A 23,310-nucleotide genomic window follows, 5' to 3' on the forward strand; every position below is an offset into this window, starting at 1 on the left:
GGTGTCGCTAGTGATCAGTGTGTTGGGGTGTAAGATTGTGCCGTGTGCGGTCGGATTTGACACGTAAGTGTCGTGAGGTTGTAAAAATTGCTTCATACAAACGTTTAAAAAAATACAAACAAACGTTCTAATTGAGGCTCCATCTTCGGCAATACTGATGGGGTCATCATGTTCAGCAATCTAACCACATTCACTTTCAAAGCCGCGGCTTTGGCAGGGGTATCACTTCTGGCGGTCAGCGCCACGGGCGCTCTGGCGGCGGATCCCGCGCCCGAACCGGCCGTCGCCGATGAAGACATCACCGAAGTCGTCATCTATGCGCCGATCCGCGATTCACAGATTGCGGCCCTGCGCGAACAACGCAATGCCGACAATCTGGTCAACATTATCGCGTCTGACACGGTGGGCCGCTTCCCGGATCAGAACTCCGCCGCCGCCCTGTCACGTTTGCCCGCCGTTGCCGTTCAGCGCGATCAGGGACAGGAACGCTACATTCAGGTGCGCGGCGCACCCAATCGCTGGACCAGCGTGTCGTTTGATGGCGTTACGGTAATTGGTGTGGACGAGGGCGGTTCTTCGCGCGCTTTCCGTTTTGATGCCGTGCCGGCGGTGATCCTGCAATCTATCGCGGTTAATAAGTCCCTGACGCCCGATCTGCCGGCTGAGGCGGTGGTGGCGCAGATCGACCTTAAAACCTATTCGCCGTTCCATAAAAACGGTTTTGACCTTCAGGGCGAACTCGGTCTGGGGGAAATGGAACTGGGCGGCGGCCAGCAGCAGCAGGGCTCACTGCGCACCACCTGGTCGAACGGGACGTTTGGCGTCGTGGCAGGGGCATCGCATTACAGCCGCAATCAGGTCACCGACAACCGTGAATTTGCCTATGATGCCAGAGGCCTGTCGAGCTTTGATGCGCGCAACTACCTGCTGCACCGTGAAAACAACGGGGCCTCGCTGGGGTTTGAGTGGCGCCCCGCCGAGGGCCACAAGTTGTTCCTGAAGACGGTCTATTCGGAATTCAAGGATGACGAAGAGCGTAACCACTATACGTTCCAACTGGCCAACGCCTTATCGGGTACGCGCACTGAAACGGGGGGCGATCTGGTGGGCGTGCCGGTGCGCTCAACGGCCGAATATGGCGAATACCGTACCCGCAATACCCTGACGACCCTTGGCGGTGACCACGAGTTTGGCGAAAACTGGAATCTTGACTGGCGCTTAAATGCCACCAAGATGGAAAACACCACCTACTTGCCGCTTTTGATGCAGCAGCAGGCCTCACCGCTTCAGCGCGTCTCCATGACCTATTCGCTGAGCGATCCGAACTTCCCGAACGTTTCACTCTTCAGGACAGCAGCCGGTACGACGGCAGGCACCTATGTGCGCGGTGCGGCTCTGACGGCACTTGATCAGTCGGCTTTCAGCATCAATATCGCCATTCCGATCACCTCCAACATCAAGGCGGATAACTGGACGGCCAAGGCTGACCTGACGCATGAGTCCGGTGCATGGACCTACAAGACCGGCTTTCAGTACGACTCCCGCGACATCGAAGGTAACGTGATCGGTCAGCCGGTTGTGGTGCTGACGACGGGACTTCCGGCGGGTACGGATCTGAGGGCCGCGAACTATGTCTCGACCAAGGCCTGGTCCACGGGCTTCCCGCTCGGCTTCACCATCAACTATCTCGATAACCAGCGCCTGCGCACGGATATGGAGGGGAAGCTTGCGGTGATGCAATCGCTGGGCCGGTATAATCCTGCCAATAATATTGCCAAATCCGATATGTACAGCATCGCTGAGAAGCTGACTGCCGGTTACGGCATGGCCAAGGTTGAATTCAACACATGGCAAGTTGTGTTTGGCGCGCGTGTCGAAAACATGAAGCAAACCATTAAGGGCTTCACCAATGCCGCCGGTGTCATTACGCCGGTTGAAGTTGAAACCGACTACACTGACTTTTTCCCCAGCGTGAACGCCAAGTTTGACCTCAATGAAAAGCTGGTCTTTCGCGGCTCGGCCCAGCGCGGCATCGCCCGCCCAAGCTTTGGGGCGGTGCGGGCCGGGGCCTCGATCAACGATACGGCCACACCGGGCACCATCACCGGTGGCAATCCTTATCTGGAGCCGGAATATACCTGGGGCGGGGACGCGTCGCTGGAATATTACCCCTCCACCGACAGCGTCCTGTCGGTCAGCGGCTTCTATCGCCATGTCGAAAACGTGCTTTATGACTCGCGCACCAAAATTACCGATGACCGGTATGACGGTAATGGCATTGATCGCACAGGATATGATTTCACCTCCACCCTGAACGGCGACGAAGGCAAGCTCTACGGCCTTGAGTTCAACTACCAGCAACGCTTTGCCATGCTGCCGTCGCCGTTTGACGGTTTGGGTTTCCAGGGCAATGTCGCGGTGCTGGATGGCGCGTTCGATACCGCCGCCCGTAAGGATGTGCCGTTCCCCGGCACGTCGGACACCATCGTCAATACCTCGATCTACTATGAAAAATACGGCCTGTCGGCCCGCCTGAGCTATCAGTGGCGCGATGACTGGGCGGATACGCTGGGTGGTCTGGGCTTAGGTTCTGGCGGCGATGAATACCGTAAGGGCTATGAAAACCTCGATCTGACCCTGCGTTATGCGGTCAATCCGAACCTGACGGTCTATGCCGACGCCTCGAACCTGACCGATGAAACCTACATCGCCTATGAGGGCGACCTCAGCCACCCCTCCGAAGTCGAACAGATTGGTCGCCGCTTCATGGCCGGTATCCGCTTCAATTTCTAAAACAAGGAAATAAAATATGACTCTTTTGAAATCAGTCGCCTTGGCCGCCCTCCTGATGGGGACTGTGGCCGGGCAGGCTTTCGCTCTGTCGCCGGCCCCTTCCGTTGCCACCAACCGCGTGGTCGGCATTGATGGCGCCAACAACTTCCGTGACATCGGCGGCTACAAAACCAGCGATGGCCGCGAAGTGAAGTGGGGCATCATCTACCGCTCTGCCGCCATGAACAAGATCACCCCCACAGGCTTTGATCAGCTCCGGGCGCTCGGTATCAAGACCAATGTCGATTTCCGCGCCACGCAGGAACGCCAGTCGACCCCGATGGTCTGGCCCGCCGACATGAAGGTTACGGTCTATTCGCAGGACTACGACATGGACATGACCCCGTTCATGGCCTTCTTCCGGCAGAAAGATGTGACGGCCGAGCAGACCAAGGCGATGATGGCGACCTTTTACCGTGACGCACCGTTCAAGTTCGCCGGTCAGTATAAGCGTATGTTGCGCCTGATTATCGACGGTCAGACGCCGATGATCTATAATTGCTCTGCGGGTAAGGATCGCACCGGTGTGGCGACCGCACTCATCCTGACCCTGTTGAGCGTTCCGCGTGAGACGGTGATCGAGGATTACCTGCTGTCGAACCAGTATTATAAGCCGGAAATGCCTAAGGCGGGCGATAAGCCGGATCCAATGTATGCGGCCTTCAGCCGTCTGCCGCCGGAAGTGGTTCAGGCCCTGATGGGCGTTGACCGCACCTACCTTGAAGCCGCGTTTGCCGAGATCGAGGCCCGCGGTGGCTGGGAACGCTATGTGCGCGAAGACCTAGGCCTTACGGCAGCCGATGAAGCCAAGCTGAAAACGCTGTTGCTGAAATAAAAGTCTAACCACGCCTGATGGAAAAACCGGCCCTGACAGGGGCCGGTTTTTTTGTCTTCAGGGGGCAAGTCGCCATTATGTTGGCGCTCAGCCTATGCCAAACTGTCACAAAGGTCTGTTATGGCCGCCGCATGGCGGATACCTGTGCAATGACGATGGCTTATGGCGGCGGCAGTTTCGATGCCCTGTCCCGTCGTCTGCGCACCCCGCTGATGCAGTTCTTTATGCGCCGCACAGGCTCGCAGGCGGATGCCGAGGAACTGGTGCAGGAGTTGTTTTTACGCCTGCTGCGCCGCAAGGATCTGTTCAGCCTGCAAAATCTGGACGGTTATGTATTTGAAACCGCCTCGAACCTGATCCGCGATAAGGTGCGGCGCGATACGGCGCGCTCAACCGACCGCCACGATGATGTCAGCGATCTGGATATCGCCACGGACGCGCCGTCAGCCGAGCAGGGCCTTGAGTCGCGGCAACGGCTGAACCGGATGCTGGCGGCTCTGGATTCCTTGCCCGCGCGTGCGCAAACCATAGTTATCCTGCGCCGGTTTGAGGATATGAGCTATGCTCAGATCGCCAGGCGGCTTGGGATATCGATCAGCGCCGTCGAAAAACATATGGTCAGGGCGATGGACGCCCTTAAGCAAATCGACTAATCACAGGGCGTTATGGATATACCTAAAACCGCTGACGAATGGTTCGTCCGCCTGCATTCAGGCCATCCGGTTTCCCCGCAGGACGAGGCCGATCTGCGCGCGTGGCTGGCGCAAAATCCTGACCATGAGGCTCAGTTGCGTCAGTGCGAGGCCCGCTGGGCGCAACTGTCAGCGCTGTCGCAGTCACCAGAAATTCAGGCGCGGCGGGCGCGGGCATTGCGCGAGACGTCGCCTAAGACTGTGGACATGGGGCGGCGCGGTCTGTTTAAAATGGCCGGTGGCGGGATCGCCGCCGCCCTTGTGCTGGGCACCGGCTGGACCGTCCTGACGCCGGGCGGGGCGCAGGCGGCTTATGTCACGGCCGCGGGTGAGCGACTGACGACCCAACTGCCGGACGGGTCGGAACTGACGCTGGCGCCCTTGAGCGAAGCGCGGGTTAGGTTCACCGGCGGCAAGCGCGAGGTAAATCTGCTGGCGGGTCAGGCGTTCATTACGGCGGTGCGTAAAGGTGCGCCGTTGTCAGTGACGGCGGGTAACTGCACGGTTGAGGGGGCGGGCTGCCAGTTTCAGGTAACGCTGACCGCAGGCCGTGCCGATGTGATCATCGCCGACGGTGGCGCTACGGTCAGGTCTTCGGACGGCCGGGTGCGCAAGCTGTGGTCGGGGCAGACACTGGCCAATGCCGGGGCCGCTGCCTCACGGGTCGGGGCCGCAGATGTCCGCACACAAACCGAATGGCGGCATGGGCGGCTGGTGTTCCGCGATCAGCCTTTGTCCGAAGTGGTGGCCGATTTTAACCGCTATTCTTCTGATCAGTTTGTGATTGAGGATGCGCAACTGGCCGGACTGCGGTTGTCGGGCTCATTTCGCTATGACGGGGTCGAAGATTTTCCGGCCGCACTTGAAACCGTTCTTGGGCTTGAGGTTACCACAAACGGGCCGCACCGCTGGGCCATCCGTAAGGGCTGAAACCTCAGCCGGAAATATGAAATTTTTGCGACGGAGTGAGGATTGGTTAATCGGGTGCGTTCCTGAAGTTGGGCCGGGTTGATTGCCCTGTATCAGGAAAGACCACGATGACTTCTAACCGTTTCAAGCCATTTCTCATGACGTTCTGTGCGGCTGCCGCGTGCATGGTGGCGCCGCTGTCTATGGCGCAGGCGCAAACTCCGGTCGCGTTCGCCATTCAGGATCAGCCCCTTGATCAGGCCCTCATCGAATTCGCCCGCGTCGCCAATGTGCAGGTTCTGTTTACGCCGGATATGGTGCGCGGTAAGCGCGCTAACCGGGTCAGCGGCACCTTGCCGGCCGACAAGGCTCTGAACGCCCTGCTTAACGGCACCGGCGTCGGTATCAAAAGCGTCAGCGCCGATGGCCGCACCTTCTCGCTGGGGGCCACCGCGGTCGCCGAAGAAGAACCTGAACTGGTAGTCGTCACGGCGCTTAAGCGCTCATCCGCCATCGCCAGGGTTCCGGCGGCGGTGGTCGCGATGAATGCCAGTGAAATTCGCGAACGCGGCATCAATGGCGCGGACGGTCTGGTTGACGAAGTGCCGGGTGTTTCCATCAACTATTCGACCGGCGGCACGGGCTATGGCCTTTTGAGCATCCGCGGCATCGGCGGGGCCGACGACTATAAGCCCAATGGCTCGCCGTCAGTGGCCCTGCATGTCGATGGCATCTACCAGACCTCGAACGCCTATGTCGGCATGCCGTTGTTTGACCTTGACCGGATTGAGGTTCTGAAAGGCCCGCAAGGCACGCTCTATGGCCGTAACACGACCGCAGGCGTTATCAATGCCATCACCAAAGGCCCGTCGGAAGGCTTTGACGGCTATGCCGATGTCCGCGCCGGTAACTATGACTATACCCGCTTTGAAACGGCCTTCGGCGGTAAGGTCAGCGAAAACTTCGGCGTGCGTTTAGCTGTCATGGCTGAAAACGGCGGCGGCTTCATGGACGGCGAAGGGGCGGGCACCCTGGCCGGTTTTCGCCCCAGCGTAGGTGGCGTGGTGCAGACACAAGTGCCTGCAGTCACCGATCCGGGCAAGCGCGAAGGCTTTGGCGATAAGGATATGGTTGCCGCCCGCGCCACCTTTTCGTTTGATTTCGCGCCTGAGACCAATCTGACACTCAAAACCTTCGCCAGCCGTGACCGCGGTGACAGCCGTCAGTATGACCGTCTGGCCCGCGCTCAGGACAATACTCAGTTCAATGCCGGTGAAAACGCCGATCCCTATAGCTTCTATTCGCAGAAATACTTTACCCACGCCTATGATATCCGCGGCCTGTCGGGCACCCTGACGCACCGCCTGAAGGACAATCTCAACCTGACCGTGGTCGGCGGCGTGCAATCGACCGACCGCACTGACGGCGGCAATGGCGATGGCTCACCCTATCCCGGCTATGAGTACGCCTTTGATGAAACCCTGTCTCAGGCCTCACTGGAAATGCGCCTGAGCGACGATAACGGCGGTAAGTTCGACTGGATTTTGGGCGCGTTTTACCTAAGCGACTCGGCTGATTTTGACTCGACCTGGACCAGCTTTACCGTGCGCTCAGTCTACGACAACAATCACGAGCAGCGCCGTAACTCCTTCGCGCTGTTTGGTCAGGGCGATTACAATGTCACCGATAAACTGCGCTTGTCGGCAGGTCTGCGCTACACCCGCGACACAGTCGATTACAAGGGCCAGAACATCGACCATAATCCGTGGGGCATCTCGATCTACAACACGACCTTTGCCACGGTCAGCGGCTTTAGCTGGGACCGGAATTTTGAGGACGACAACCTGTCGGGGCGTCTGACAGCGCAATATTTCATCAGCGACAGCCTCAATGTGTTCGCCTCGGCCTCAACCGGCTATCGCGGCGGCGGATTTGACGGCACCTCGATCATGACGCTGGAAGAAACCCTGCCGTTTGATTCAGAAACCGTGACCGCCTATGAGGCCGGTGCGCGCTGGTACAAAGGCCGCTTCCGCGCTTCGGCAGATGTCTTTGCCTACAGCTTCAAGAACCTTCAGGCGACGACCCGTCTGGCCAATGACACCAATGGCCGCACCAACGTGGGTAAGGCCGAAACGTCGGGCATCGATCTGGCGGTCGGGGCGCGTCTGTTTAACGGTGAGACCCAAAAGCTGGATCTTGACCTGTCGGCGGCCTTCCTGGAGTCGGAAATCACCGAGTACCAGTCGCGCCGTGCGGCGGATGTGACGGCCACCGTTGGCGATCCTTTGCCGGGCGCACCGGATGTGACGGCGAACCTAAGCCTGACGCATCGGGTGGCCTTCAGCGGCGGCTGGGATCTGACCTCACGTCTGACGGTGGCGCATCACGGCGAAGAGTCCAATCGCCTGAACGCTCTGCCCAATAACACGGCGGAAGCCTATACCCTGACCAATCTCCATATTGATCTGGCCTCACCGGCATCATGGTCAGTCTATGCCTATGGTAAGAACGTCACGGATGAGGTCTATTTCCCGGAGAAGAACGGGGCCTCGCGTCTGGTGGGCGCGCCGGCGACCTATGGCCTGGGGCTGCGCTACAGCTTCTAGTCCAAGGGTAATGTTGCATAACGGCGTCCCCTCCTGACGGAGGGGGCGCCATCACTGTTTTCAGGAGAGGCTCATGTCTGTGGATCGCCGTACCGTTATTGCGAGCGGACTGTTTGCCGTGTCACCTTTGAATGCACTGGCGCAGTCCAATGTGCACTGGGACGGCATTCCGCGTCTGATGCAGGGGCCGGTGCTGGGGTGGTGCTCTGGCACAGAAGCTACGGTCTGGACGCGCGCCAGCGGCGCCTGTGCCGTGTCGATCCAGTACGACAAAGACCCGCGTTTTTCGGCGGCAAAGACGACCCCCGCCCTGACCGCAAACGTCGATGATGACTTCACACAGGTGCATCGTCTTACCGGCCTGACACCCGGTGAAACCTATGCCTACCGCGTGCTGATCAATGGCAAACCCAACCCCGATGAGGTGGGATTTGAGCCGCATCGCCTGCGTACCGCGTCCTCAGAGCCCGCGCGGTTTCGGATGGCCTTTGGCTCATGTGCCCGTCGCGCCCGCTATCCGGTGCAGCCGATCTGGAAGGCAGTGGAACAGGCGCAGCCGGATCTGTTTATCTGGGCGGGCGATGCGGTCTATGCCGACAGTCCCGATCCATCGGTGGTGGCCGAAGAATACCGCCGTCAGCGCGATCTGCCTGAAATCCGATCGTTTATGGCTTCGGTACCGCAACTGGCGATCTGGGATGATCACGACTATGGCCTGAACGACCATGATCGCCGCCATCCGCACAAGGACGGTGCGCTTAAGATGTTTAAGCAATACTGGCCCAATCCGGCGGCGGGCCTGACCGGCGTGCCGGGGACGTTTTTCAAGCATGGCTACGGCGGCGTCGATTTCTTTTTTCTTGATGTGCGCTATAACCGCGACCCTAATATGGACCCGGACACACCGCAGAAAACCATGCTGGGTAAGGCGCAGTTCGATTGGTTGCTGGCGGGTTTGCGCGCCTCCAAAGCGCCATTCAAGGTGCTGGTTTCGGGTTCAGGTTGGACGGACTCAAAGGCAGTAGGGGCGGATTCGTGGGCCTCATTTACCCATGAACGTGACCGCCTGTTTGGCCTGATCATGAAGGAAAATATCACCGGCGTTATCCTTTTGTCCGGCGATACCCATTTCGGTGAGATGAACTGCCTGCCGTGGTCAGATAAGGGCGGTTATGACCTTTATGAATTCGTAAGCTCACCTCTGGCGCAGGACACCGAAGACCTGTTTTTAGATTACCGGCCCGTTTTGCGCGTGCGGCAGGCTTACCCTAAGGATGTCAATTTCGGTGTGGTTGATTTTGACCTGTCAAAGCCCGATCCAACGGTGACCTTTGACCTGAGGGACGAAGGCGGGCAGTCGGTGTGGGCGCCTGTGACCGTGCGGGCCTCAGACCTCAGACCGGGGCAGACCTCATGGCCTGAAAAACTGGATAAGGTATCTCAGTCGCGCTGGCAGCGGTTTGTCACCACAGGGCGATATTATTGATCCCGTGGTGATGAACTTGCCAGAACGGTGATAAAGGCCTAGTTTAGTGACATGATATTGACTCGCAAACAGACATGGAAAGGCTGGACGACCCTGTTGGGGATCGGCCTGATGCTGTGTCTGATGCTGGCGACGTCAGTGAATGCGGCGGATAATCTGAGCCATCTGGGGCGGGCTGTCGCCCACGGCCAGTCGGTGTTTACGGTCGTTGAAATCGACGACCACCACCATGAGCCGCATCTGTCATCCACCTCAGTCCCCTCGACCTCACCGGAAACGCCTGATCATATTCATCCCGATATCTGCGGGGTTTATCTTTTGTGTGTTGCCATCCCGCAAGTCAGAGGCATTACGCGTGTTGAACAGGTGAAGCATACCGCACGCATTTATGACCGTGTGCCTGAGGCCGTGATCCACGGACTGGACCGACCACCGAAATCTGATCTCTGGGCCTGATTGAACCGCGTAAGGGGTTAAATGCCCTTTGCGTCTGCATCTGCTTAGTTTTCAGAAGATATATTCCCATGATATTCACTATTCAACCGGCGCCGGTGCGCCGCAGGGGCAGGCGTGTGGCCGCCCTGCTGTTCGGCGCCTGCCTTATGGCGTTTAGCGGCGTAGGCCATGCCGAAACCCTTACGCTCAATGAAGCTTTAAGTCGCGCCAGTGCCCATAGTCCGGTCTTGGCGGCAGGTCTGGCCCGTGAACAGGCGGCGCGCGCCGCTGCCGATCAGGCCGGTGTGAAGCCCAATCCGGTTGTCGGTTTTGAGGTCGAAAACCTGGCCGGCTCCGGTAATTATTCTATGCTCGATACCTCGGAGACGACGGTTTATTATGAGCAAAAGATAGAGCGCGGCGGCAAGCGTCAGGCCCGTGCTGCGGTGGCCCGCACTGAAATAGACGTTGTGCGGCTGGATACTGTCATCGCGCAACTTGACCTGATGGAGGCCGTGGAAAAAGCCTGGGTGGCGGTGCTGGAAGCCGACGCTGAAATCAATCTGGCGCAGGATCGGCTGAATATCGCCCGCCAATCCGAAGCCGAAGTGATGCGCCGGGTCAAGGCCGCGCGCGATCCTTTGTTTGCTGGCTCTCACGTACAGGCACTGACGGCACAGGCCCGGCTTTATCTGGACAACGCGCGCCTGAAATCGGCGGAGGCGCGAAGGAACCTTGCGGCCTATTGGGGCGAGGGGGGCGTTGACGTTAGCGGGCAACTGGAAAACCTCAGCCTGCCCACGGATGATGTGCCGCCAGAGTCGACCGTCGAAATGCAGCGGCTGATCCTGATGCGGGAGGTCATGACGGCCCGTCTGAAGTCGGAAATGACCGCGTCGGTTCAGGATATCAATGTGCGCGGCGGCGTGCGCTATTTCAACGAAGGCCGTGATGCGGCGTTTGTCATCGGCGGATCTATCCCTTTGGGACGCTATGACACCAACAGGGGCAATATCGCCAGAGTGAAAGCTGAGCGGGCAGCCATCGAGAGCGATATAGAGGCGGAGCGGTTAGCCCATCTTCGCGAACGCGCTCAGGTTCTGGGGCGGCTGCATATGGCCAGGGCCGAGGTCGTGCGCATCGACCATGACATCCTGCCGTTAGCACGTAAAACCCTGACGCAGGTGCGCGAAGGCTTCGCCCGTGGCGGCTTTAGCCCCAGCGACGTCACTCTGGCGGCCAATGCTCTGGCCGACGTACAGGCGCGCCGCCTCACCCTCTTGACGGCCTTTCATCTGGATATGGCCACGCTCAACCGACTGGATGGCCGCCATGCCGGCCTCGTCGCCCTTAAGGATTCCCAATAATGACAACTGTTAATCGACGCACCCTGATGGGGTTTGTCGCGGCCTGTACCCTGATTACGGTGACGGCCTGCGGTAAAAAGACGGCCCCTGATGACCATGACCACGAAGGTGGAGAGCACGCAGACGACAGCGCTGAATTTGAGCGCGGCCCGCAGGGGGGGCGGTTGTTGAGGGATGGCGACTTCGCCGTAGAAGTCACGATCTTTGAGCAGGGTGTTGAGCCGGAATTTCGGGTCTATGCCTATCAGAAAGGTAAACCCGTTGCGCCGCAATCGGTGACGCTGACGATTGAACTGACGCGTCTGGGCAATATTCGCAACAGCTTTAAGTTTGCGCCGCAATCCGGTTATCTGCGCGGCGATGGCGTGGTGGCTGAGCCCCATTCGTTCGATGTTAAGGTCGTGGCGAACCATGCCGGTAAGGCCCACACCTGGGCATATGCGTCGTATGAAGGCCGCACGACGATTTCGGCCGAGGCCGCGCAGGCTGGTGGCGTGGTAACGGATGTTGCGGGGCCAGTGGCTATCGATGAACGGGTCGATATTTCCGGACGGGTAGAACTGACCCCTGAAGGCAAGAGTGAGGTGCGGGCCTGGTATCCGGGGCGTGTCATGTCGATAACGGGCCGCATTGGCGAGACGGTGCGCAAAGGACAGGTTCTGGCGCGGGTTGAATCAAGCGAGAGCCTGCAAACCTATCCCATTCCCGCACCGATGAGCGGTATTCTGATCGAAAAGAATGCCAATGTTGGCGATATTACAGGTGAGCGGCCCCTTCTGGTCATTGCCGACCCGACGAAGCTGCACGCCGAGTTCTTTATCTATCCGCGCGATGCCGAAAAGGTTCGCGTGGGGCAGGCGGTCGAAGTGCGCAGCCTGTCCGGTGAAACGCGTCTGCACGCCGAGGTCGAAGCCATTTTGCCGTCGGCTGATATGACCACTCAGACCTTGCTGGCCCACGTCCATCTGCCGGCCTCAGCTTCGCAGACCCTGCGCCCGGGCATGGGGATCGAGGGGGCGTTTTCGGTCAATAGTGTCAATGTGCCTTTGGCCGTTAAAACCAAGGCCCTGCAAAGGTTCCGTGACTTTACGGTCGTCTTTGTCAAGGTTGAGAACACCTACGAAGTCAGGATGCTGACCCTTGGCCGTCAGACGCCGGAGTGGACGGAAGTTTTGGGCGGGCTTGAACCCGGCTCAACCTATGTCACCGACGGTGCCTTCCTCATTCGTGCCGACATCGAAAAGTCCGGCGCGAGCCATGATCACTAAGGGGGAGGATCAGATGACAATTTCTAAAATGCCTGTCCTTGAGCGGTTGATTTCCGCTGCCATCACCTATCGCTGGTGGGTTCTGGCGCTGGTTCTGGTATCTGCGGGCATTGGTATCTGGAGCTTTCAGCGCCTGCCGATTGATGCGACCCCTGACATCACCAATGTTCAGGTGCAGATCAATACCGAAGCCGCCGGATTTTCACCTCTGGAGACCGAGCAGCGCATTACCTATCCGGTTGAGACGGCTCTGGCGGGGCTGCCCGGCCTTGACCATACCCGCTCCTTGTCGCGCTACGGCCTGTCTCAGGTCACGGTTGTCTTCAAAGACGGTACGGACATTTATTTTGCCCGTCAGATAATCAATGAACGTCTTCAGAGCGCCAGATCGCAACTGCCGCCGGGCCTGACGCCGGAAATGGGGCCGATCGCCACGGGCCTTGGCGAAATCTTCATGTATACGGTCGAAGCGAAAGAGGGGGCACGCAAAGCCGATGGCTCCGAGTGGACCGCCGAAGATTTGCGCACGCTTCAGGACTGGGTGATCCGCCCGCAACTGCGCAATACACCGGGAGTGACCGAGGTCAATACCATCGGGGGCTTTGAGCGTCAGTACCATGTGACCCCTCTGCCGGATCGGTTGTCGGCCTACGGCATCACCCTGTCGGATGTTATTGCGGCCATTGAACGTAACAACGCCAGTCAGGGCGCGGGCTATGTCGAACGGTTCGGAGAACAGTATCTGATACGGGTAGGTGGTCGGGCGGAAACTATTGCTGATCTGGCCTCTATAATCGTCGTTAATCGCAGCGGTGTGCCGGTCAGGGTGGCAGATGTTGCAGATATCGGCATGGGCCAGGAACTGCGCACCGGGGCGGCCACGGAAAACGGGCAGGAAGTCGTGCTGGGCACGGTCTTCATGCTGGCTGGCGAAAATAGCCGCACCGTGGCGCAGGCGGCGGCTAAAAAACTCGAAGAGGCCAGTAAGGCCCTGCCGCCCGGTGTGGTGGCGCAAGCCATATATGACCGCACGGATCTGGTCGAACGGGCTGTGCACACGGTGGAAAAAAATCTGCTGGAAGGTGCACTTTTAGTGATTGTCGTTCTGTTTTTGCTGCTGGGGAATATTCGGGCCGCACTTATTACGGCGGCGATCATTCCCTTTTCGATGCTGCTGACCATTACGGGCATGGTGCAGACTAAGGTGTCGGGCAATCTGATGTCACTGGGGGCGCTGGACTTTGGTCTGATCGTGGATGGGGCGGTGATCATCGTTGAAAACTGCCTGAGACGGTTTGCCCATGCCCAACAGCTTAAGGGCGGGCTTTTGACCCGTGAGGAGCGCTTTGCCCTGACGGCGCAGGCGACCAGTGAGGTGATCAGGCCGTCATTGTTTGGCGTTTTGATCATCACTCTGGTCTATGTGCCGATCTTTGCGTTGAGCGGCGTCGAAGGCAAGATGTTCCACCCGATGGCCATTACGGTGGTCATGGCCCTGACGGCGGCGCTGATCCTGTCGCTGACCTTCGTGCCTGCCGCCATTGCCCTGTTTGTCACCGGCAAGGTGCAGGAAAAAGACGGCGTGGTGATGCGGACCAGCCGTAGTGTCTACGAAAAGGCCCTGACGGTCGCGCTAAACCAGCGTGGTCTGTTTGTCGGCGGGGCCGTGGCTCTGGTGGTGATTGCTGGCTTTGCCGCCAGCCGTATGGGGTCGGAGTTCATCCCCAACCTCGACGAAGGCGACATCGCCATGCACGCGCTGCGCATACCCGGCACCAGCCTGTCGCAGGCGGTCGAGATGCAAAGCGTGCTCGAAAAACGCCTCAAGTTGTTTCCCGAAGTTGAACGCGTGGTGGCCAAGATCGGTACGGCGGAGGTGGCGACTGATCCCATGCCGCCATCGGTGGCTGATACCTTTATTCTGTTGAAAGACCGCAAGGACTGGCCTGATCCGCGCAAACCCAAGGCTCAGTTGGTGGCGGAAATGCAAAAGGCGGTCGCTGAAGTGCCAGGTAATAACTACGAATTCACCCAGCCCATCCAGATGCGGTTTAATGAATTGCTGTCGGGAGTGCGCGCCGATGTGGCCATCAAGGTTTACGGCGATGATCTGGAGACCCTGCTGGCGACGGGGAATAAGATCGAAGAGGTCATCTCCCGGATCGAGGGGGCTGCCGATGTGGGGGTTGAGCAGGTGACCGGCTTGCCGGTGCTGCAAATCACCCCGGATCGAAATGCTCTGGCCCGGATGGGGCTGAATATTGCCGATGTTCAGGACGTTGTTTCAACCTCGATGGCCGGCACTGTGGCGGGAGAGATTTTCGAAGGTGACCGGCGCTTTGATATTGTTGTCCGCTTACCCGAAAATATACGCGCCAATATTGATGAGGTCGGGCGTCTGCGCATTCCGCTGCGTGATGGGGATGGCCGCACCACCGGCTTTGTGCCCTTGCAGGATGTGGCACGGATCGAGGTTGAAACCGGCCCCAACCAGATCAGCCGCGAAAATGGCAAACGAAGAGTGGTGGTGTCGGCCAACGTCCGGGGGCGCGACCTGGGCTCATTCGTCACGGAGGTTCAGCAAAAGGTCGGTGCCGAGGTTGAGGTGCCCGCCGGTTACTGGATCACCTATGGCGGTACGTTTGAGCAGTTGATCTCGGCCGCTCAGCGTCTGCAATGGGTGGTGCCGATGACACTGGTGCTGATTTTTGGCTTGCTGTTTGCGCTGTTCAGGTCGGTTAAGGATGCGGCCATCGTCTTTTCCGGTGTACCGCTGGCCCTGACCGGCGGGATTGCGGCCCTGATGCTGCGGGACCTGCCGCTGTCGATTTCGGCGGGGGTGGGCTTTATCGCCCTGTCCGGGGTGGCGGTGCTTAACGGGGTGGTGATGGTCACCTTCATCCGCAGCCTGCTGAGTGAGGGTAAGTCGCTGGACGCCGCGATCTTTGAAGGGGCTCTGACACGTCTGAGACCGGTGCTGATGACCGCACTGGTGGCCAGTCTGGGCTTTGTGCCGATGGCGCTGAATGTCGGTGCCGGAGCGGAGGTGCAAAGACCACTGGCCACGGTGGTGATCGGCGGGATCATCTCATCGACCCTGCTGACCCTGCTGGTGCTGCCGGCCCTTTACCGGATGGTTCATGCCAGATCATTAGGTTTTCAGGGGAAAACATAATGATCTGGGTTATCTTTAGTCCCTCGCCGGGCGGTGGCTCCGCCACCTTGGCCGCCGCCTCAATGGCGGCTTGAGCGGAATGATTCATTGAAAAATCATTCCGCGCTAAAACAGCCAGCGAATACCGGCATTAAGCGAGAGGCTTTCCGGCTTTTCGCCGTTGCTACGGGCAAAATCAGCGGTATTCCCGAATTTGCGCTCATACCGAAGATCGATGTAGGGGGCAAACCGGCGGCTGAATTCGTAGCGGGTTTGCACCCCTATCTCCGCCGAGGTCAGGCCGGTGCCAAGGCCGGTCAGGGCATCCTCTCTGGCGTTCAGATTGACCTCGGCATAGGGCTGCATGATCAGGCGATTGGTTAGCAGCCACTCGTTTTCCTGACGCAGACGCGCACTGACCGCGCCATCGTCACGCATAAACAGGTGCGCGCCGGTTTCAAAGAAATAGGGGGCAAGGCCCTCCACTCCTACTGTGAGGTAGGTATGGCCTTTGGGTTCGGCATCATACCTTACGCCGATTTGTCCATCCCAGAAGGTGGCGATATTGCGGCTGTAGAGCCCCCAGACTTCGGCGTGTTCAATGTCGCCGTCGGTGAGTTCTCCCTCACTGATAAGTTTGAGCTTGTGGGTGTCACCGCCGATCCAGGCGTCAATGTCCCACGATGCGGTATCAGCGCTTTTGGTGCGTCCATAATCGGTCTCAAGCCGGACCGCATGATAGGTCGCGCCGACATGATCGTGGGTGGCGTTTTCAGCCGCATAACTGAGGCCGGGCAGGGCCATCAGGGCCGCGATCACAAGAGGTTTAGTCATGATGGTCATGGCCGGCCTCCTTATGAGCGGAGGACGCCTCAGAGGGGGCAATCGTCCCCTGTTCATGGACGATAAAGCTGGTCATCATGCCCGACGACATATGGTACAGCAGGTGGCAATGCAGGGGCCAGGTGCCGACTTCATTGGCGGTCAGAAGCACCGAAGCCCTCTGCCCTGGCGGGACAATCAGGGTGTGTTTATTGGGCAGGCTGGCCGTGGATTGCCCGTTTTCGAGTTGCACAAACATGCCGTGCAGATGGACGGGATGGGCCATCATGGTTTCATTGATATAGATGATGCGCACCCGCTCATTGAAGGCGGTCTCAATACCATCGGCCGGATCAAAGGTCTTGCCGTTGATCGTCCAGATGTAGCGCTCCATATTGCCGCCCAGACGCACCGTAATATCGCGGGTGGGTTCACGGGTATCCGTCTGCGGTGTCAGGCTTTTCAGATCGCGGTAGCTGAGCGTCGTGGTGCCCTCAGGCGCGCCGGTTTTTGCCCAGCCGCTGTCGGGCAGATCCGACATATCCATATCCGGATCGTCGCGCATCATCAGTTCCATGTTCATATCGGTCATGGTCAGGATGGCGCGCGCCCGCTGAGCCGGAATGTCGCCGCGCAAGCCCACACGCGGGGCCAGGGTGCCCAGCGCAAAGCCTTCGCGATCAAGGGATTCGGCGGCAATCGTATAGGCCCTGTCATCCTTAGGCTCGACAATCACGTCATAGGTTTCAGCATTGCCAAAACGGAACTCATCCACTTCGACCGGCACGACGGGCTGGCCGTCAGCCGCGACGACTGTCATCTTTAGCCCTGGGATACGGATATCGTACATGGTCATGGCCGAGGCGTTGATGAACCTTAAGCGCACCTTTTCGCCGGGGGTAAATATCCCCGTCCAGTTCTGATCCTTGGTCAGTCCGTTGATCAGGAAATGGTAGCCCGTCACATCGGACAGGTCGGACGACAACATGCGCATCCGGCCCCATTCGCCGGAGGTTTTGAGCGCTTTGGAAAAGCCCTGCTGGCGAACATCCCTGAAAAAATCACCAAGCGTGCGGCGATTGTACTGATAATATTCGGAGGACTTTTTAAGATTGCCGAGAATTTGGCCGGAGGTTTCGCGGCTGAAATCCGACAACAGCACGACATAATCCCGGTCGGCCCTGATCGGATCCGGCCCCTTGGGGTCAATGATAATGCCGGCATAAAGCCCTTCCTGTTCCTGCCCCAGAGTATGGGCGTGATACCAGTAGGTGCCGGATTGACGAATCTCAAATCGATAGGTGAAGGTTTCACCGGGCTTTATGCCTTTAAAGCCATTATAGCCGGGCGCGCCATCCATCAGGCCGGGCAGCAAAAGCCCATGCCAGTGCACAGAGGTCGCCTCAGTCTTCATGGCGTTTTTGACGTGGATGACCGCGTCATCGCCTTCGGCAAAGCGCAGCACCGGCCCCGGAAGGGTGCCGTTGACGGTGATCTTGCTCAGTTTTTCACCGGTGATGGTGACGTCCTGACGCGCGATCGTCAGGGTATATTCGCGGGTTTCAGCGGTCGAGGTGGCGGGCATAAGCGCCAGCCCCCACACCAAAAGACCCGCAAGAATTGCGTGTTTCATATGATGAGTCCAGATAGCAGATAAATCAGAAAACAGATGGATCTATTCTGATCAGGCTCTGGGGGGACGCTCCGGCGCGTCAACCATAAGGCCGTGCCCATGCGTGTCGTCACGGAGCGGCAAAGCTAAGCTCGCCCCATAGATCACCGGCGCGCCGTCAATCCCCGATCCGATCAGGCCGGTCGTGGCCGGACAGTGGGTAAGGGCGCAGTCGCAGGCACCGGCACAGTCAGATACCGGTTTCACGGGCGCGGTATCTTTATCGTGGCAGGCAGCGGCGTCCTGAGCCACCTGATGAACCGCGGCCTCAGGTGACGTCATATGCGCATACGTCGTCGAGGACATTGCCACCAGGGCAAACATCACCAGACTAAGGAAACCGGAAAGGCGCTTCGACATGATCATATATTAGAGCTATCCTGCTGTTTGGGAAATACATATCGCACGCGAACTTAAAAAATAGATTGTCTGATTTCGCGGACGCAGGTGTCTATATGGCAGCATCGTGGAATTTGGCATCATGTCGCACCTTAAGGACATTCTTGATAAGGCCCGCCGGGTGATTGTCCGCAAAGGGACGGCGCCTCAGGATGCGGAGGACATTGTTCATGATGCCTATCTGCGGGTGCGTGAATTTGAACGGCGTGAACAGGTAAAGTCAGAAGAGGCCCTGATTGTGACAACCGCAAAAAACCTGGCTCACAACCTGCGCCGCAAAACCCTGAATTCCCCCGTTATGATTGCGGGAGACCATGTGCCTGTGGCCGTGGATGACCGGCCCGCCGTTGACGATGTGATGCTGGCGCAGGAGCGGTTGCGCCAGCTTGCCGACGGGCTGGGTCAGCTTTCGGAACGCTCCCGCCGTATTCTGCTGAGCCGCCGCATTGACGGCAAAAGTTTTAAAGAAATTGCCGCCGAGGAAAACATGACGGTGGCGGCGGTCGAAAAACAGGTCGCCAGAGCCACGCTGGAGCTTTTGAAATGGGTGGGCCAATGAGTGATGTCCTGAAATCGAAGGTTCATGCGGAGGCATCTGTCTGGGTCGCACGCCTGCACAGTGAGGCGCGTACCCCCGCCACCGAAGCTGCCTTTTCGGAGTGGCTGCGTCAGACCGAAGGGGGGCGTGAGGCGTTTGACGAACTGACCGGCGTTTGGGAATCCCTGCCGGGGGCCGCGCGGATATTACAGGCTCAGGACATGCGGCGCACAATGCCTGCGCGCAATGTAAAGGCGTGGCGCGTAACGGTGGCTTTGGCGGCAGGGTTGGCCGGACTTGCGGTACTGACCGGAATCTGGGCGGCAGACCGACCGCAGATCTATGATACCGGGCGCGGCCAAACCCGCACGGTGACCCTGGCCGACGGCTCGGTTCTGGTTCTGAACACCGGCACCAAGCTTGAGGTGCGGTTAAGGCCGTGGGCGCGTGATCTGCATCTGGTCGCCGGTGAGGCGCGTTTTAATGTCGCCCCTGAGGCTAAGCGGCCCTTTACCGTGACGACCGGCAAAGGGCGGGTGACCGCACTGGGGACTGCCTTTGTGGTCCGTGATCTGTCTGAGGCCACGTCGGTGACCCTGCTGCATGGACGGGTCGAGGTCGGCACGCCTTTGAAGCCGTTCCAAAGCGTACAGGGCGCGGTGATACTGGCGCCGGGGCAGAGGGCCATAGTCTCAGGCCGTGAACGGGTCATTGTCGATCAGCCTGACATTGCCGCCGTTACAGCCTGGGAACAGGGCAAGGTGGTGTTTTCCAATACAACCCTGATGGCGGCGGCGCAGGAGATGAACCGCTATGCGACAAAGCCGATAAAACTCAAAGGATCATCCGTGGCTGCGATCCGTGTTTCTGGCGTGTTCGGCACACAGGATGCGGCTGATTTTGCGGTGGCGGTTGCGCGGCTGAATGACCTGAAGGTGCGCGATAGCGGGCAGGCGATTGAGATATCAGAATAGACGGCAAGTCGTGATGAGGGGGCGTGGTAAAAACACCGCCCGTGTCTAAAATGACTGTCCGAGTCTGGCGCTAGGGTTTTGCTACGGTTATCATCGTGACTAATTAATCACCGGTGGCAGCAGGATCACCGGGCAGGTCGCAGGAATGGACTCCAGAATAGTGAGTGCGCGAAAACGTGCGAGGCGGATCGTAGTGCCAACGGTTCGGGCGCTTATGGTTTGGACCCTGCTGGCGGCAGGGGCCGCTCAGGCGCGCGAACGTTTTTACCTGCCGGCACAAGCCCTTGACAAAACGCTGACGGAAATCGCCAGAACCGGCGGGGTGAACATCGCCTATTCACCGGAACTGGTATCGGGCCTGAGGGCTCCGGTGATCCGTGAGGCGTCCTCTGACGCGGCGATAAAAAAAGCGCTGGACGGCAGCGGGCTTCGGATTTCGCGCACACCGGCCGGAACCTATCTGATTGAGCGGGAAATGGCACCGCCGCCCGTATCTCCGCCGCTCATGCCGTATGAGGGTGACGCGCAGGGCGTGGGCGAAGAGACTATCCCCGAAGTGATCGTCAGGGGCTATCGCAGCAGTTTGAGTCAGTCGGCCAGGGTCAAGGCCGGAGCATCGGGGATGCTGGACAGCATCGTCGCCGAAGATATCATGAAGTTTCCGGACAATAACCTGGCCGAGGCCGTGCAGCGCATATCCGGTGTGGCCATCACCCGCGATCAGGGCGAAGGGCGCAGCGTCTCCGTGCGCGGGCTGGGGCCGGAATTTACCCGCGTCCTGATTAATGACATGGAGGCTCAGGCCAGCACCGATGGTCTGATAGGCGGGGTCAACCGGGGGCGCGGGTTCGATTTCAATGTCTTTCCGACCGAGCTATTCAGCCGGATCGATGTGCGCAAAACCACTACGGCGGATGAATCGGCGGCCTCAATCGGGGCAACCATTAATCTGGTGACACCAAAGCCGTTCAATTTTGCCGACCGGGTTGTGTCGCTTAATGCTCAGGCCGGTTACAATGATCTGAGCGATCGCAGCGGCGGGCGGATTTCGGCGCTTTACAGTCGTAAGCTTATGGGCGGTAAGCTGGGGGTGCTGGTGGCGGTGGCGCACACTTTTAGCCCGCGGGAAATACAGGGCGTTAACAGCGGCGGATGGAGCACGGCGGTGGCCGATGGTGGCTTTTGTGCGCCGACTGTGGGCACAGGCGGCCTGTGCGATGTGCCCGCCGCCGATTTCACGAAGGCTGAGGCCGCTTACGGCGCGCTCAACCGGCCGGATGTGTTTCATCCGCGCTTTTACCGCTATACCCATCTGATCGGCAAGGTGGAGCGGACCGGGGCTATCGCCAGTCTGCAATGGCGGCCCCGCCCGTCCAGCTATTTGTCTGTCAACCTAATGGCCGCCCGCTATGCCACGCAGCGCAGCGATTATTTTCTGGAGGCTATCGGGTTCAGTCGTGGTGCGACGCAGGGTGGCAAGCCGGAAATCGTGGCGCGGGATGTGTTCGTTGATCCGCAGGGGGCGCTTCGGGCCGGCACCTTTGATAATGTCGATGTCCGCTCCGAAATGGTCGTCGATAATTTCACCACGGATTTTAAGCGCTACTCGGTCCTCTACAAAGAAAACGTCAGCGACAAATTCCGGTTCGATCTGGCCTTTGCGGCGTCGCGGTCGCGGTTTGATAACCGTGAGGATCTGGCCGTGCACATCGACCGGTTCAATGTCGATGGCTACAGCTTTGATACGCGGGAGCACGGCCTGCTGCGGCCGGATATAAACTATGGTTTTGATGTTGCGGACGCTGGCAACTGGTACTTCGGGCCGGTGGTGACTCAGGCCGGCGGAACGGGGGCGGCCGGGCCTGAGATCAGGTTGCGGCCCAATGGTGTGCGTCATGATTATGATGTCTGGAAACTGCGCACCTATTACGATCTGTCATATCATATGCAGATCGGGGCCGGTCTTGAGGTCAATCGTTATAAATACCGCTCCGAAGGTTCCCGCCTCACTGAAGGAGAAAGTGGCTATCCGGCACCGGACACAGACCTTAGCGCACTGACCAAAATCTTTTGTGGCTTAAGTTACATCAATCCGCCGGGGATGAGCCCGCGCTGCTGGCGGGTGCCGGATGTGGCGGCTTTTGTGGACTATTATGACCTCTATTCCGGCACAGGGCGTAATGCCCTGTCACCTTCTGCGCCGTCGGCGCGGGCACTGAATCAAGCGGTGGATGAGGATGAGGTTGCGGGCTATCTCAAGCTGAAGTTCAGGACAAAGCTGTTTCAGCGGACTGTATTTGGCAATGCCGGGATCCGGGCGGTCAGCACCCGCCAGGACAGCGATTTCTACCTGACCCGAAGCGCGGGCGGGGCCGCAAACACCTACATGTCATCTGCCGCGCGCCGCTATAACGATGTGCTGCCGTCGGTAAACCTGATGATGAAGTGGAATGAGCAGACATACCTTAAGACGTCGTGGGCGGAGGTGGTGGCCAAGCCGCCTCTGGCCGCCATTGCGACCGCAACCACGGTGGAGGTGAGCGGCGGGCGCCGCCAGATTACAACCGGTAATCCGAACCTTGATCCCATTCGGGCTACCAGTTTTGATGCCAGCTATGAATATTACCCCGGCGGGGGTGGCCTGATGTCGGTGGCGCTGTTTCACAAACGCTTTCACAATTACATTCAAAACCGCACCTATATAGCGCGGTTTTCAGATACGGATCTGCCGCTCAGTCTGATCGAAGGCACGGGCGTGTCGGCGCAGGATGAATTTTCAGTCGCGCAATATGTCAATACACCCGGTGGTCGGCTAAGCGGTGTGGAGCTTTATTATCAGAACCGGCTGTCCGGGCTCAGCCCCGCCTTACATGATTTTTGGCGCGATTTCGGGGTTAATCTGAACTACACCTATGTCAACAGTTCGCTGGAGTACCTTACGACCAACTATGTGTCCCCGGCGCTGATTTCTGCAGACCTTACCAACGTATCGCGCTCATCGTACAATGCCACGCTTTATTATGAACGCGCCCGTTTTGAGGGGCGGATATCCGTCAATTACCGGGACGAGTACCTGACCAGTGTGCCGGGCTCATACGGGGCCGATGCGGGCGGGATCGAAGCCGCGACCTATATCGATGCGGCGTTCACCTATCGCCTGACGCCCAGACTGGCCCTGACGCTGGAGGGGCTTAATCTGTCGAATGAGCCCAATGTCACCTGGGACAAGACCGATGCCCATCTGGTCGGGGATGCACGCTACAGCGGCCGCCAGCTTTATGTCGGTTTCCGCTACAGCCGTTAAGGCCTGTCGGGGTG

16 protein-coding genes are annotated in these 23,310 nt (G+C 58.8%); 13 read left to right on the plus strand and 3 right to left on the minus strand.

Annotation, left to right across the window (positions count from 1 at the left end):
• Positions 1-168: 168 nt before the first annotated feature.
• From PQU98_RS13690 to PQU98_RS13735, 10 genes are all read left to right on the plus strand, one after another.
• Complete coding sequence (locus PQU98_RS13690; protein ID WP_272745518.1) at positions 169-2,793, plus strand: TonB-dependent receptor; 2,625 nt, start codon at positions 169-171, stop codon at positions 2,791-2,793.
• Positions 2,794-2,809: 16 nt separating this feature from the next.
• Entirely contained in the window at positions 2,810-3,667 is an 858-nt protein-coding gene (locus PQU98_RS13695) for a tyrosine-protein phosphatase (protein WP_272745519.1), read from the plus strand.
• Between the two features lie 131 nt (positions 3,668-3,798).
• Entirely contained in the window at positions 3,799-4,320 is a 522-nt protein-coding gene (locus PQU98_RS13700; RefSeq protein ID WP_272745520.1) for an RNA polymerase sigma factor, read from the plus strand.
• Positions 4,321-4,332: 12 nt separating this feature from the next.
• Complete coding sequence (locus tag PQU98_RS13705; protein ID WP_272745521.1) at positions 4,333-5,289, plus strand: FecR family protein; 957 nt, start codon at positions 4,333-4,335, stop codon at positions 5,287-5,289.
• A 107-nt stretch (positions 5,290-5,396) separates the two neighbouring features.
• Positions 5,397-7,877 (plus strand): TonB-dependent receptor, encoded by a 2,481-nt coding sequence (locus PQU98_RS13710; protein ID WP_272745522.1) that lies wholly within the window; start codon positions 5,397-5,399, stop codon positions 7,875-7,877.
• Positions 7,878-7,950: 73 nt separating this feature from the next.
• Entirely contained in the window at positions 7,951-9,363 is a 1,413-nt protein-coding gene (locus tag PQU98_RS13715) for an alkaline phosphatase D family protein (RefSeq protein WP_272745523.1), read from the plus strand.
• 51 nt (positions 9,364-9,414) lie between these two features.
• Entirely contained in the window at positions 9,415-9,819 is a 405-nt protein-coding gene (locus PQU98_RS13720; RefSeq protein ID WP_272745524.1) for a hypothetical protein, read from the plus strand.
• 68 nt (positions 9,820-9,887) lie between these two features.
• The gene (locus PQU98_RS13725; RefSeq protein WP_272745525.1) at positions 9,888-11,165 is read left to right on the plus strand and encodes a TolC family protein; all 1,278 of its coding nucleotides are present in this window, start codon (positions 9,888-9,890) and stop codon (positions 11,163-11,165) included.
• Positions 11,165-12,433, plus strand: a complete 1,269-nt coding sequence (locus PQU98_RS13730) for an efflux RND transporter periplasmic adaptor subunit (RefSeq protein ID WP_272745526.1) — start codon at positions 11,165-11,167, stop codon at positions 12,431-12,433. The genes PQU98_RS13725 and PQU98_RS13730 overlap by 1 nt, the downstream gene beginning before the upstream one ends.
• Positions 12,434-12,446: 13 nt before the next feature.
• Positions 12,447-15,608 carry an efflux RND transporter permease subunit gene (locus PQU98_RS13735; RefSeq protein ID WP_272745527.1) on the plus strand — a complete coding sequence of 1,054 codons (3,162 nt, stop codon included), beginning with the start codon at positions 12,447-12,449 and terminating at the stop codon, positions 15,606-15,608.
• Positions 15,609-15,713: 105 nt separating this feature from the next.
• Here PQU98_RS13735 and PQU98_RS13740 read toward each other — a convergent pair whose 3' ends face one another.
• Genes PQU98_RS13740 through PQU98_RS13750 form a run of 3 tightly spaced genes read right to left on the minus strand, consistent with a single transcriptional unit; the run spans position 15,714 to position 18,441 of the window.
• A complete protein-coding gene (locus PQU98_RS13740; RefSeq protein WP_272745528.1) occupies positions 15,714-16,430 on the minus strand; it encodes a copper resistance protein B in 717 nt (238 codons plus the stop codon).
• A complete protein-coding gene (locus PQU98_RS13745; protein ID WP_272745529.1) occupies positions 16,414-18,042 on the minus strand; it encodes a copper resistance system multicopper oxidase in 1,629 nt (542 codons plus the stop codon). The genes PQU98_RS13740 and PQU98_RS13745 overlap by 17 nt, the downstream gene beginning before the upstream one ends.
• 51 nt (positions 18,043-18,093) lie before the next feature.
• Complete coding sequence (locus PQU98_RS13750; RefSeq protein WP_272745530.1) at positions 18,094-18,441, minus strand: hypothetical protein; 348 nt, start codon at positions 18,439-18,441, stop codon at positions 18,094-18,096.
• A gap of 121 nt (positions 18,442-18,562) precedes the next feature.
• Between PQU98_RS13750 and PQU98_RS13755 the strand changes: the two genes are divergently transcribed.
• From PQU98_RS13755 to PQU98_RS13765, 3 genes are all read left to right on the plus strand, one after another.
• Positions 18,563-19,039 carry an RNA polymerase sigma factor gene (locus tag PQU98_RS13755; protein ID WP_272745531.1) on the plus strand — a complete coding sequence of 159 codons (477 nt, stop codon included), beginning with the start codon at positions 18,563-18,565 and terminating at the stop codon, positions 19,037-19,039.
• Complete coding sequence (locus tag PQU98_RS13760) at positions 19,036-19,992, plus strand: FecR family protein (RefSeq protein ID WP_272745532.1); 957 nt, start codon at positions 19,036-19,038, stop codon at positions 19,990-19,992. Before PQU98_RS13755 ends, PQU98_RS13760 begins: the two co-directional genes overlap by 4 nt.
• A 214-nt stretch (positions 19,993-20,206) precedes the next feature.
• Entirely contained in the window at positions 20,207-23,296 is a 3,090-nt protein-coding gene (locus tag PQU98_RS13765; protein ID WP_272745533.1) for a TonB-dependent receptor, read from the plus strand.
• Positions 23,297-23,310 lie beyond the last annotated feature (14 nt).

The sequence above is a fragment of the Asticcacaulis machinosus genome (genome assembly GCF_028550435.1).
GTDB lineage: Bacteria > Pseudomonadota > Alphaproteobacteria > Caulobacterales > Caulobacteraceae > Asticcacaulis > Asticcacaulis machinosus.